The following is an 11,803-nucleotide window of genomic DNA, read 5'->3' as shown; positions in this document are numbered from 1 at the left end:
ATGTTATTCACCAGCAAACCTCTCTCGCCCCAGGGCCGCCACGTACTGATCACCGGCGCCTCCAGCGGCCTCGGCCGGGAAACCGCGCTGCACCTGGCCGAACAGGGTTTCCAGGTGATCGCCGGGGTGCGCCGCCAGGAGGATGGCGAGCGCCTGGCGAACGCCTGCCCGTCCGGCCGGATCAGCACGCTGCTGATCGATGTCACCGACGAGGAATCCATTGGCCGGGCCGCCGCGCAGGTGGCGGAGAAAGTCGGCGATACCGGGCTCTGGGGCCTGGTGAACAACGCCGGGATCTGCATTTCCGCGCCGCTGGAATGCGTCTCCAGCGACCTGCTGCGGCGCCAGCTGGAAGTCAACCTGATCGGCCAGCTCGCGGTGACCCGGGCGATCCTGCCGCTGCTGCGCCGTGGCGGCGCGGCGCGCCTGGTGAACGTCACCTCGGGCCTCGGCTCGGTCGCCATTCCCTACCTGGGCGCCTACTCCGCCGCGCAGTTCGCCAAGGAGGGAGTGAGCGACGCCCTGCGCCGCGAGCTGGCACCCATGGGCATCCAGGTCTCGGTGGTCAGCCCCGGGGCGATCTGGACGCCGATCTGGGGCAAGATCGCCAGCGAGGGCGAGCGCGCCCTGGCCGACGCCCCCGACGCCGTCGCCGACCTCTATCGCGATACCTACCTGCGCTTCCTCCAGGCCAACGAGGACGGCGCGCGCAACAGCGCGACCAAGCCCGCCGATGTCGCCGCCGCGGTGCATGCCGCGCTCACCGCGGCCAAGCCGCGGACCCGCTACCGGGTCGGCGCCGACGTGCGCCGCGGTACCCTGCTGGCGCGGCTGCTGCCCGATAGCGTGATCGACGGGATGTTCCGCCCCATCGTCACCGCCGCCCCGGCGGCGAAGGAGGAGCAACGTGCCTGATCGCAAACTGAGACTGGGCGAGGAACTGATCTCGCCACTGCACGCGCTCTACGACGGCCTGCAGGTGGACGGCGCGCCGCGTCCCGCGCATCGCGCCGCCGAGCATCCGGTGTGGGTGGTGACGCGCTACCGCGACGCGCGCAAGGTCCTCAACCATCCGGGCGTCCGCCGCGACGCCCGGCAGGCCGCCGAACTCTACGCGAAGCGTACCGGCAGCCCGCGCGCGGGGATCGGCGAGGGACTCAGCCACCACATGCTCAACCTCGACCCGCCGGACCATACCCGCCTGCGCTCGCTGGTTGGCCGCGCGTTCACCCCGCGCCAGGTGGAGCGCCTGCAACCGCATATAGAACGGATCACCGAGGCATTGCTGGACGCCATGGCCGGCCGCGAACAGGCCGACCTGATGGCCGACTTCGCGATCCCGCTGACCATCGCGGTGATCTTCGAGCTGCTGGGCATTCCCGAGGCCGAGCGCGAACACGCCCGCCAGTCCTGGGAGCGCCAGGCGGAACTGCTGTCGCCGGAGGAGGCCCAGGCCCTGGCCGATGCGCAGGTCGACTACCTGCGCGTGCTGCTCGAGGCCAAGCGCCGGCAGCCGGCCGACGACGTCTACAGCGGGCTGGTGCAGGCCGCCGACGAGAGCGGCCAGTTGAGCGAAGCGGAACTCGTCTCCATGGCCCACCTGCTGATGATGAGCGGCTTCGAGACCACCATGAACATGATCGGCAACGCGCTGGTCACCCTGCTGGTCAACCCGGAGCAACTGGCGTTGCTGCGGGCGCAGCCGGAACTCCTGCCCAACGCCATGGAAGAACTGGTCCGCCACGACAGTCCGGTGCGCGCCTCGATGTTGCGCTTCACCGTGGAAGACGTGGAACTGGACGGGGTCACCATTCCCGCCGGCGAATACATCCTGGTCTCCAACCTGACCGCCAACCACGACGCCGAGCGCTTCGACGATCCCGACCGCCTCGTCCTCACCCGCAACACCGATGGCCATCTCGGCTACGGCTTCGGCGTGCACTACTGCGTCGGCGCCTCGCTGGCCCGGCTGGAGGGGCGGATCGCCATCCAGCGCCTGCTCGCGCGCTTCCCCGACCTCCAGTTGGCGGTGCCCCACGCGGAGCTGCAGTGGCTGCCGATCACCTTCCTCCGCGCCCTGATCAGCGTGCCGGTGCGCACCGGATGCAGCGCCCCGGCGAACACCGCCTCCCACGCCAACCCGATCGAGAGGATCGCCCAATGAATGCCAAGGAAATTCTCGTCCACAGCCTGCGCCTCCTGGAAAACGGCGATGCCCGTGGCTGGTGCGACCTGTTCCATCCGGAAGGCGTACTCGAATTCCCCTACGCCCCGCCGGGCTGGAAGACCCGCTTCGAGGGCCGCGAAACCATCTGGGCGCACATGCGCCTGTTTCCCGAGCACCTGACCGTGCGCTTCACCGACGTGCAGTTCTACGAGACCGCCGACCCCGACCTGGCCATCGGCGAATTCCATGGCGACGGCGTGGCCACCGTTTCCGGCGGCAAGCTGGCGCAGGACTACATCTCGGTGCTGCGCACCCGCGACGGACAGATCCTGCTCTACCGCGACTTCTGGAATCCGCTGCGGCACCTCGAGGCCCTGGGCGGGGTCGAGGCCGCCGCCAAGATCGTCCAGGGAGCCTGAGCCATGCCGCGCGCCGCCGTGGTCTGCGGCCTGGGCAGCTACCTGCCCGAGGCCGTGCTCAGCAACGACATGCTCGCCGCCGAGCTGGACACTTCCGACGCCTGGATCAGCAGCCGCACCGGCGTGCGCCAGCGGCATATCGCCGGCGACCTCGGCAGCGGCGACCTGGCCCTGCGGGCGGCCTCCGCCGCGCTCGCCTCGGCGGGGCTGGAGCGAGTCGATGCGGTGGTGCTGGCAACCAGCACCGGCGACTTCTGCTGCCCGGCCACCGCGCCCAGGGTCGCGGCGCGCCTGGGGTTGGTCGGCGCGCTCGCGTTCGACCTGTCCGCCGCCTGCACCGGCTTCGTCTACGGCCTGGCCAGCGTCGGCTCGCTGATCAGCGCCGGGCTGGCGGACAGCGCGCTGCTGGTCGGGGTGGACACTTTCAGCCATACCCTCGACCCCGCCGATCGCTCGACCCGCGCACTGTTCGGCGACGGCGCCGGAGCGGTGGTGCTGCGTGCCGGCGATGCCGAGGAAGAAGGCGCGCTGCTGGCCTTCGACCTCGGCAGCGACGGCCACCAGTTCGACCTGCTGATGACCCCCGCCGTCAGTCGCGCCGAACGCAGTTCCGGACAGGCCTCCAACTACTTCCGGATGGACGGCAAGGCAGTGTTCGGCCAGGCGGTGACGCAGATGAGCGACTCGGTGCGGCGGGTGCTCGACCGGGTCGGCTGGCAAGCTTCGGACCTCCATCACCTGGTCCCGCACCAGGCCAACACACGCATTCTCGCGGCGGTCGCCGACCAGCTCGACCTTCCCGTCGAGCGAGTGGTGAGCAACATCGCCGAGGTGGGCAATACCGTCGCCGCCTCGATTCCCCTGGCCCTGGCCCACGGCCTGCGCCAAGGCATCCTGCGCGACGGCGGCAACATGGTCCTCACCGGTTTCGGTGCCGGACTGACCTGGGGTTCGGTCGCCCTGCGCTGGCCGAAGATCGTTCCGACAATGGACTGAAGAGGGAAGAACAATGCCCAACGACATGGAAGACCATCTCCTCACCGTGCTCAGCGTCGCCAGCGGCGTGCCGAAGGAGGAAATCAGCCGGGACAGCAGGATGGAAGACCTGGCTTTCGATTCGCTGGTGGTCAGCGAGCTGTCGCTGAAGCTGCGCAAGGAGTTCGGCGTCACCGGGGTCGACGACGAACTCGACCTGCTGGAAACGGTGGACGAACTGTTCCAGCTGGTCGAGAAGCACCGCGCCGCCTGAGGCCAGCGAACGCCGGCGTTCCGTCGCTTCTCTGCCAGGCGAAGGCGGTGCCGGGACATGGGAACGCGCATCGCCTTCGATCAACCAACACCAGAGCGAGATTCGCTGGAGGAAGAGGTGAGTCAGAACATGGATCTCACGATCGGGACGCATCGGGAGTCGGCTTTCTACGAGCTGGAGTTCGGACCGAGGACGATAATGACCCTGGCCAACTTTCCGGACGACGTGCTGCCGTTGTTGCAAATGGAAAGCCTGATGACCTTCGAGGCGATGGCCTACCTGCGCTGCGACGCACTGGTCGAGCTAGGCTGCTACGACGGCCGGGCGCTGGAAATCGCGCGCCTGCTCAATGCCCGCTATCTCGGCGTCGACCTCGACCAGCGGGCGATCGAGACGCTGCGCACGCGGATCGAGCGCGAGGGCATGAGCGATCGCGCGGACACGGTGGTCGACGACATCCTCAACCACACCAGGCGCGGTGCCTCGGTCGGCTCGCGCGCGCTGTACCTGCTGCCGTTCAACCTGCTGGGCAACTTCCGCGAGCCGAAACGGCTGCTCGACTCCCTCGCCGAGCGCAGCGTGGCGGCGGTGGTCTCGGTGTTCGGCGACAGCGCCGAGGCCACCCGCGTCCGCCAGAGCTACTACCGCCGTTGCGGGGTGCAGGGCCTGGAGTTGCACACGCGGGACGACGGCACCGTGTTCACCGGCAGCGACGGCTTCTACTCGCGCTCGTATTCACGCGCCTGCCTCCACGCCCTGCTCGCCGAGTGCGGGCTGACCGTGGTGCGCAGCGCTTCGAACCTGTTCGCCCACTGCGTGACGGTGCTGCCCGAAGGCGCCGACCAGGGCTTCGGTTCGTCGGCGGCATGAGTCGCCGTCGTGCATTCATCGCGCGGCCACGGCACGGGCAGGTCGCCGTGGCTCGCTTCATCGTCGTCTGAACCGCTCGGGAGCTGGAAACATGCCTTTGATTGTCTACGTGCTCGGTGCCGCGATCTTCGCCCTGACCACCAGCGAATACATGGTCGCCGGGCTGATGCCGGCGCTGGCCGCCGAATTCGGCGTGTCCTTCGCCGCGATCGGCTACCTGGTCACCTTCTACGCCGGTGCGATGGCCGTCGGCGGCCCGCTGTTGACCACCGCCCTGCTCCGGGTGCCGCGCAAGAACGCCCTGCTCGGCCTGATCGCGCTGTTCGTGGTCGGCCAGGTCATCGGCGCCCTGGCGCCGGGCTATGCGGTGATGGTCGCGGCGCGACTGGTCACCGCGGTCGCCGCCGCGGCCTTCTTCGGCGTGGCGCTGACCGCCTGCGCCGAACTGGTCGAAGGCAACCAGTTCGGCCGCGCGTCGTCGCTGGTGCTCGGTGGCCTGATGGTCGGAACCGTGCTCGGCCTGCCCGTCGCCACCTGGCTGGGCGAATGGTACGGCTGGCGCGCGAGCTTCTTCGCGGTGGCGCTGGTGGCGGTGCTGGTCGGCCTGCTGGTGTTGCAGCTGATGCCGGCGATCCCGGGGTCGGCGGGCAGCGGCTCGCTGCGCGAGGAACTGAAGGTGTTCAGGAACGCCCATCTATGGTGGGTCTACGCCACCAGCCTGCTGCTGATCGGCGCCACCTTCGCCGGCTTCACCTATTTCGTGCCGATCCTCACCGAGGTCAGCGGCTTCTCCGCCTCGACCGTACCGCTGCTGCTGGTGGTCTACGGCCTGGCGACGCTGGTGGGCAACAACATCGTCGGCCGCCTGGCCGACCGCCATACCATCGCGGTCCTGGCCTTCGGCCTGCTGGCGGCCATCGCCGCGATGGTGGCCTTCGCCCTGTTCGGACAGGTTCCGGCGGTGGCGGTGGCGGCGCTGGTGGTGATCGGCCTGACCGGGGTGTCGATGAACCCGGCGCTGGTGACCCGCGGCGCACGGGTCGGCCATAACAACATGCTGGTCAACTCGGTGCACACCGCCTGCATCATGCTCGGCGTGATGGCCGGTTCCTGGATCGGCGGCCTGGGCATCGCCGGCGGATTCGGCCTGCAGGGCGCGCTCTGGGTCGGCGCGGCCCTCGGAGTACTGGCGCTGCTGACCCTGCTGCCGGAGCTGCGCTTCGCCCGCGCCCCGGTAGGCGGGGCACTGGGCCGCTGAGCAGGATCCCTCAGGCGCTGCGCGCCAGCCAGCGGCAGTAGCCGGCGACGCCCTCTTCCAGGCTCTGGAAATCGTCGCGGTAGCCCGCCTCGCGCAGCAGCTCCAGGTCGGCGCAGGTATGGCTCTGGTAGCGCGCCCGCAGCGACTCGGGGAACTCGCGGTAGCCGAGCAGGCCGCTTTCCACGGCCTGTTGCAGCGACAGGGGCGGCTGGTCGGCGTTGGCGCGGACGCTATTGATCACCGCCAGGGCGACCTCGTTGAAGGTCCGTGCCTGGCCGCTGCCGAGGTTGAAGATTCCCGAACGCTGCGGATGGTCGAAGAAATGCAGGTTTACCCGCGCCACGTCCTCCACCGCGACGAAGTCGCGCAGGTGGCCGCCGGGCGGGAAGCCGCCGTGTTCGCCGAACAGTTCGACCCGCCCGTCGCGGCGCAATTGCTGGTAGCAGTGGTAGGCCACCGAGGCCATCCGCCCCTTGTGTTCCTCGCGCGGCCCGTAGACGTTGAAGTAACGCAGGCCGACCACCTGGCTGCGCGCCTGCGGCAGCGCCCGCCGCACACGCTGGTCGAAGAGGAACTTGGAATAGCCGTAGACGTTCAGCGGCCGCTCGTACTGGCGCGCCTCGCGGAAGGTCCGGCCGGCGCCGTAGACCGCCGCCGACGAGGCGTAGAGGAACGGCACGCCGAGTTCCAGGCTGCTTTCCAGCAGGCGGCAACTGTAGCGGTAGTTGTTCTCCATCATGTAGCGGCCATTGCTTTCCAGGGTGCTGGCGCAGGCGCCCTGGTGGAACAGCGCGCGGACCGTGCCGAAGTCGCCGCGGGCGTAACGCTCGAGGAAGTCGTTCTGGTCCAGGTAGTCGGCGATATCGGCGTCCGCCAGGTTGCGGAACTGCTCGCCGTCGGTGAGATCGTCCACCGCGATGATGTCGGTCTCGCCACGCCGGTTCAGCGCCTGCAGCAGATTGCTGCCGATGAAGCCGGCGGCGCCGGTGACGATGATGCTCATGGGCACTCCCTTCGACAGGATGAATGCCCCCAGGCTATGCCTATGCGCCGTGCCGCCCGTTGACCTGCAACAAGCCATGGGCGGACGGCAGCGGTTCAGCGGGAAGGACGATCGTTGTGACCGAGGTCGCGTTGCGGGTCGATGCGGTCACGAACCCGCTGCTTGAGCGCCTTGGCCTCGGGGAAGCCGCCGTCGGCCTTGCGCTCCCAGACCTGCACGCCGTCGCAGGTGATGCGGAAGACGCCGCCGGTTCCGGGCTCCAGGCAGACTTTTCCGAGATCGTCGGCGAAGGTGCTGAGCAGTTCCTGGGCCAGCCAGGCGGCACGCAGCAGCCACTGGCACTGGGTGCAATAGGTGATGACGATTTCGGGCTTGGCGGTGGGCATGTCGGCGGCTCAGGGGAAACGGTCGCGCCTATAATAGCCGCCTTTTCACCCGGCTCCGGATCGTTCTCATGCGCCGCCTGCTGCTCGTACTGCTGCTCCTGCTTCCCCTGTCCGCCCTCGCCGCGGAGGCCCGGCCGAAGATCGGTCTGGTCCTCTCCGGCGGTGCCGCCCGCGGCCTGGCCCATATCGGCGTGCTCAAGGCCCTCGACGAACAGGGCATCCAGATCGACGCCATCGCCGGCACCAGCATGGGCGCGGTGGTCGGCGGCCTGTACGCCTCCGGCTACACCCCCGCCGAACTGGAGCGCATCGCCCTGGAGATGGACTGGCAGCAGGCGCTGTCCGACGCGCCGCCGCGCAAGGACGTGCCGTTCCGGCGCAAGCAGGACGACCGCGACTTCCTGGTCAAGCAGAAGATCAGCTTCCGCGACGACGGCACCCTCGGCCTGCCGCTGGGGGTGATCCAGGGCCAGAACCTGGCGATGGTGCTGGAAAGCCTGCTGGTGCACACCAGCGACAACCGCGACTTCGACAAGCTGGCGATCCCCTTCCGCGCCGTCTCCACCGATATCGCAACCGGCGAGAAAGTGGTGTTCCGCAAGGGCCACCTGCCCCAGGCGATCCGCGCCAGCATGTCGATCCCCGCCGTGTTCGCCCCGGTGGAGATCGACGGCAGGCTGCTGGTGGATGGTGGCATGGTCGACAACATCCCGGTGGACGTGGCGCGCGACATGGGCGTGGACGTGGTGATCGTGGTCGACATCGGCAACCCGCTGCGCGACCGCAAGGACCTGAGCACCGTGCTCGACGTGATGAACCAGTCGATCACCCTGATGACCCGGAAGAACTCCGAAGCCCAGCTGGCCACGCTCAAGCCCGGCGACGTGCTGATCCAGCCGCCGCTGTCCGGCTACGGCACCACCGACTTCGGCCGCGTGCCGCAACTGATCGACGCCGGCTACCGCGCCACCACGGTGCTCGCCGCGCGCCTCGCCGAGTTGCGCAAGCCGAAGGACCTCAACAGCGAAGCGCTCGACGTGGCGCGCACGCCGAACCAGCGCAAGCCGGTGATCGACGCGATCCGCGTGGAGAACAACTCGAAGGTCAGCGACGAGGTGATCCGCCACTACATCCGCCAGCCGCTCGGCACGCGCCTCGACCTCGGCCGCCTGCAGGACGACATGAGCACCCTCTACGGCCTCGACTACTTCGACCAGGTGCAGTACCGGGTGGTCAAGGAGAAGAAGCTCAACACCCTGGTGATCCACGCCACCGGCAAGAAAGGCGGCACCGACTTCCTTCGCCTGGGCCTCAACCTGTCCGACGACATGCGCGGCGAAAGCACCTTCAACCTCGGCGGCAGCTACCGCATGAACGGCCTCAACCGGCTCGGCGCCGAGTGGCTGACCCGGGTCCAGCTCGGCGACCGCCAGGAACTCTACAGCGAGTTCTACCAGCCGCTCGACGTCGGCTCGCGCTACTTCGTCGCGCCCTTCCTGTTCCACGAGGCACAGAACGTCGACGTCACCGAGGACAACGACCCGCTGCTGCGCTATCGCCTGGAGCGCTACGGCTACGGCCTCAACGTCGGCCGGCAGATCGCCAACAACGGCGAAATCCGCCTGGGCGCGGTGCAGGCCTACGGCAAGGCCGACGTGCGCATCGGCGACCCGAGCCTGCCGGACATCGACTTCACCGAGGGCTACTACGAACTGAAGTACTCGTTCGATACCGTCGACGACGTCAATTTCCCCCACGAGGGCGAGGAGATCGGCCTGACCATGCGCCGCTACGACAAGTCCCTCGGCTCGGACGACAGCTACCGGCAGTGGGACCTGCGGCTGAACAAGGCGCTCAGCTTCGGCGCCGACACCTGGGTGTTCGGCGGCGGCTACGGGCGCACCCTGGACGACGCCGAGGTGGTCACCTCCAGCTTCACCCTCGGCGGCGCCCGCGAGCTGTCGGGCTTCCGCCGCGACGCGCTGTCCGGGCAGAACTACAGCCTGGGACGGATCGTCTATTACCGGCGCCTCACCGAACGTTCCTTCCTGCCGCTGGACTTCCCGCTGTACCTGGGCGGCAGCATCGAGCGCGGACGCATCTGGAACAACGACAACGAATACGACAGCGGCTACATCAACGCCGCCAGCCTGATGATCGGCTTCGATACGCCGCTGGGGCCGCTGACCTTCAGCTACGGGATCAACGACGAGAACTTCAAGGCGTTCTACCTGAACCTCGGGCAGAACTTCTGAGCGGAGTTCAGGCGATCAGCGCCAGCAACTCGCGCGCCTCGGCCTTCTGCCACGGGTCGCCGTGCGCCACCACCAGGCGCAGGATGCGGCTGGCCTGGTCGAGATCGCCGCTGTCGATGCAGGCGCGGGCCCGGTCCAGGCTGGCCGAGGCCTCCTCCGGCGGCACCGTGGCCGGCTCCGGCTGGTCGAGTTCGAGGTGTTCGTACTCGGCGACATCCGGCAGTTCATGGAGATTGCTCTCGAACGCCAGGGGCTCCTCCGCCGGTTCCGCCTTGCCGGCAGCGGCGCGGCGCGGCAGGTCGGGGTTGTCCAGGGGATTCTCCAGGGCGCCCCAGTCGAGATCGAGATCGAGGTTGAGGTCGCCGAAGCCGTCGGCGCCCGAGGACGCATCCGGTTGCTGCAAAACGGGCGGCTCGGCCAGCGGCAGGTCGCTCCAGTCGTCGTCCTTGGTTGTTGCCGCCGGCGTCTCGGTCGCCGGCATCTGTAGCAGCGCCGGGTAGCGTCCGCGCAACTCGTCGATGGCCTCCGGGTTGCCGCCACTGGCCAGGGTTTCCTCGGCCAGCGCGTCGAAGCCGGCCGCATCGCCCAGCTCAGCCAGCACCAGCAACAGCTTCATCCGCGCGCTCAGGCGCTGCGGCTGCTCGGCGAGTACCTGACGCAGCAGGTCGCGGGCCTGTCCGTAGCGACCGTAGGCGATATAGATGTCGGCGCCGTCCAGCTTGTCCGCCGCAGCCATGGCGGCGCGCGGAGCGGCGGCCGGAGCAGGCGGAGGAGACGGCGGCGGGCTGGAGGGAGCGGCGACCGGCGGCCTGGCCTGTTCCTCGACCTTTGCCGGCGCCGGTGCGGCCGCCGGGGAGCGCGGCGCACGCCGCAGCGGCAGGTTCAGGGCGACCCGGCGCTTCGGTTCGACCGCCGGGACAGGAGCCTCTTCGCGGCGGCGACGCAACAGCAACACGCCGAGCAGAGCGAGGACCAGCAGCAGGACGATCATCCAGCGCCAGTACTGCGAGTCCGTCGGCGTTTCAACCGGTTGCGCAACCGAAGGCGCGGCCGCGGCGGGCGGCGGCGCCGCGGGCCGCACCGCCTGGCGCCGGGCCAGTTGCTGTTGCAGTTCGGCGACCTGGTGATCGCGCTGCTGCAGTTGTTCCTGCAAGGCCTGCAACTGGCGTTGCAGATCGTCCATCCGCTGGCTCAGTTCCTCCCGTTGCCGGGCCAACGCCTCGGCCTCGGCATCCGCCTGGCGCTGCGCCTCGACGAGAGCCGCCGGAGCGTTTTCCACCACGGCGGCATCGGCTGGCGGCAGGACTTCCACGGCCGCCTCCTTCACGGCGCCGGGCGCGCCTCGCTCCGGCTGGTAGCCGGCCGGCAGGCGCAGGCGCGCGCCGGCCTTGAGCCGGTGCCGGTCGGCATTGACGAAGGCCTGCGGATTGAGCTGGTACAGGGCCTCCATGAGTTGCGCGCGATCGGCGTTGCCGGCACCACGCAGGCGTCCGCTGATGGCCCAGAGGTTGTCGCTGGGGCGAGCCAGGTATTCGTCGCCCGGCTCCAGCAGTGCCGGGTCTACGACGACCGCGGCACTACGCGGCGCAGGCACCGGCGTCGAGGATTGCCGCTGCGGCTCGATCCCGCTGCGCGCGGCCGGAAGCATGCGCGGCGTATAACCGAGCGGATCGAGCAGTACGGTGAATTCGCGCACGATGCGGCCGTTGGGGCGGGCCACCTCCACCAGGAAATTCAGGTAGGGCTCCTGCACCGGTCGGCTCGAGGACACATGGATGCGATTGCCACCGCGCCCCTGGAGCACCGGACTGAAACGCAGCTCGTTGAGGAACTGCAAGCGTTCCACCCCGGCCGCGGCGAAGACGTCGGCGCCCGCCAGGCGGACCTCGATCTCGTCCGCGCCGAGATCGCCGACGTCGAGCAGTTCGATATCCGCATCCAGCGGCTGGTTGAGCGCCGAATGCAGGGTGATGTCTCCCACTCCCAGGGCGCTCGCCTGCCCGGCCAACAGGCACGACCAGGCACACAACATGACACGCAAGGCTTTACCGGGCATTCCGTTCTTTTCTCCGCACTTCGAGCACACAGCCGGCCAGCGGTCGACTGCTACATCTATTTCACGTTAGCCCGAATTTCGCCCCGTACAGGGCTGAACGCACCACATGGCGCAAGACATGGCTTTTTGCCATCACTGAA

General features: G+C 68.8%; 11 protein-coding genes. 8 read left to right on the top strand and 3 right to left on the bottom strand.

The annotated features are described in order from the left end of the window. The 7 genes from ACI766_RS08185 to ACI766_RS08155 all read left to right on the top strand — a co-directional run bounded on the left by ACI766_RS08185 (position 1) and on the right by ACI766_RS08155 (position 5,963). Complete coding sequence (locus tag ACI766_RS08185; protein WP_003106196.1) at positions 1-915, top strand: SDR family NAD(P)-dependent oxidoreductase; 915 nt, start codon at positions 1-3, stop codon at positions 913-915. Further along, positions 908-2,164, top strand: coding sequence for a cytochrome P450 family protein (locus tag ACI766_RS08180; RefSeq protein ID WP_087823938.1), 1,257 nt, complete (start codon positions 908-910; stop codon positions 2,162-2,164). Before ACI766_RS08185 ends, ACI766_RS08180 begins: the two co-directional genes overlap by 8 nt. Further along, positions 2,161-2,586 carry a nuclear transport factor 2 family protein gene (locus ACI766_RS08175; RefSeq protein WP_003091711.1) on the top strand — a complete coding sequence of 142 codons (426 nt, stop codon included), beginning with the start codon at positions 2,161-2,163 and terminating at the stop codon, positions 2,584-2,586. Before ACI766_RS08180 ends, ACI766_RS08175 begins: the two co-directional genes overlap by 4 nt. 3 nt (positions 2,587-2,589) lie before the next feature. Then, the gene (locus ACI766_RS08170; RefSeq protein WP_003091712.1) at positions 2,590-3,582 is read left to right on the top strand and encodes a beta-ketoacyl-ACP synthase III; all 993 of its coding nucleotides are present in this window, start codon (positions 2,590-2,592) and stop codon (positions 3,580-3,582) included. A 13-nt stretch (positions 3,583-3,595) separates the two neighbouring features. Beyond that, complete coding sequence (locus ACI766_RS08165; protein ID WP_003106204.1) at positions 3,596-3,835, top strand: acyl carrier protein; 240 nt, start codon at positions 3,596-3,598, stop codon at positions 3,833-3,835. Positions 3,836-3,952: 117 nt separating this feature from the next. Beyond that, entirely contained in the window at positions 3,953-4,705 is a 753-nt protein-coding gene (locus ACI766_RS08160; protein WP_003119643.1) for an SAM-dependent methyltransferase, read from the top strand. Between the two features lie 91 nt (positions 4,706-4,796). Next, positions 4,797-5,963, top strand: coding sequence for an MFS transporter (locus ACI766_RS08155; protein ID WP_003106206.1), 1,167 nt, complete (start codon positions 4,797-4,799; stop codon positions 5,961-5,963). 10 nt (positions 5,964-5,973) lie between these two features. Here the strand turns inward: ACI766_RS08155 and rfaD are convergent, their stop codons facing one another. Beyond that, complete coding sequence (rfaD, locus tag ACI766_RS08150; RefSeq protein WP_003106207.1) at positions 5,974-6,966, bottom strand: ADP-glyceromanno-heptose 6-epimerase; 993 nt, start codon at positions 6,964-6,966, stop codon at positions 5,974-5,976. 95 nt (positions 6,967-7,061) lie between these two features. Then, positions 7,062-7,352 carry a SelT/SelW/SelH family protein gene (locus tag ACI766_RS08145; protein WP_003091717.1) on the bottom strand — a complete coding sequence of 97 codons (291 nt, stop codon included), beginning with the start codon at positions 7,350-7,352 and terminating at the stop codon, positions 7,062-7,064. Between the two features lie 68 nt (positions 7,353-7,420). On the opposite strand from ACI766_RS08145, the gene plpD reads away from it, so the two are divergent. Next, positions 7,421-9,607 (top strand): patatin-like phospholipase PlpD, encoded by a 2,187-nt coding sequence (gene plpD, locus ACI766_RS08140; RefSeq protein ID WP_003113139.1) that lies wholly within the window; start codon positions 7,421-7,423, stop codon positions 9,605-9,607. 7 nt (positions 9,608-9,614) lie between these two features. On the opposite strand, the gene ACI766_RS08135 is transcribed toward plpD, so the two are convergent. After that, positions 9,615-11,663, bottom strand: coding sequence for a FimV family protein (locus ACI766_RS08135; protein ID WP_073664835.1), 2,049 nt, complete (start codon positions 11,661-11,663; stop codon positions 9,615-9,617). Positions 11,664-11,803 lie beyond the last annotated feature (140 nt).

It is taken from the genome of Pseudomonas sp. DL, from assembly GCF_047199225.1.
Taxonomy (GTDB): Bacteria; Pseudomonadota; Gammaproteobacteria; order Pseudomonadales; family Pseudomonadaceae; genus Pseudomonas; species Pseudomonas aeruginosa.
This window is presented reverse-complemented; position numbering and strand designations above follow the sequence as displayed.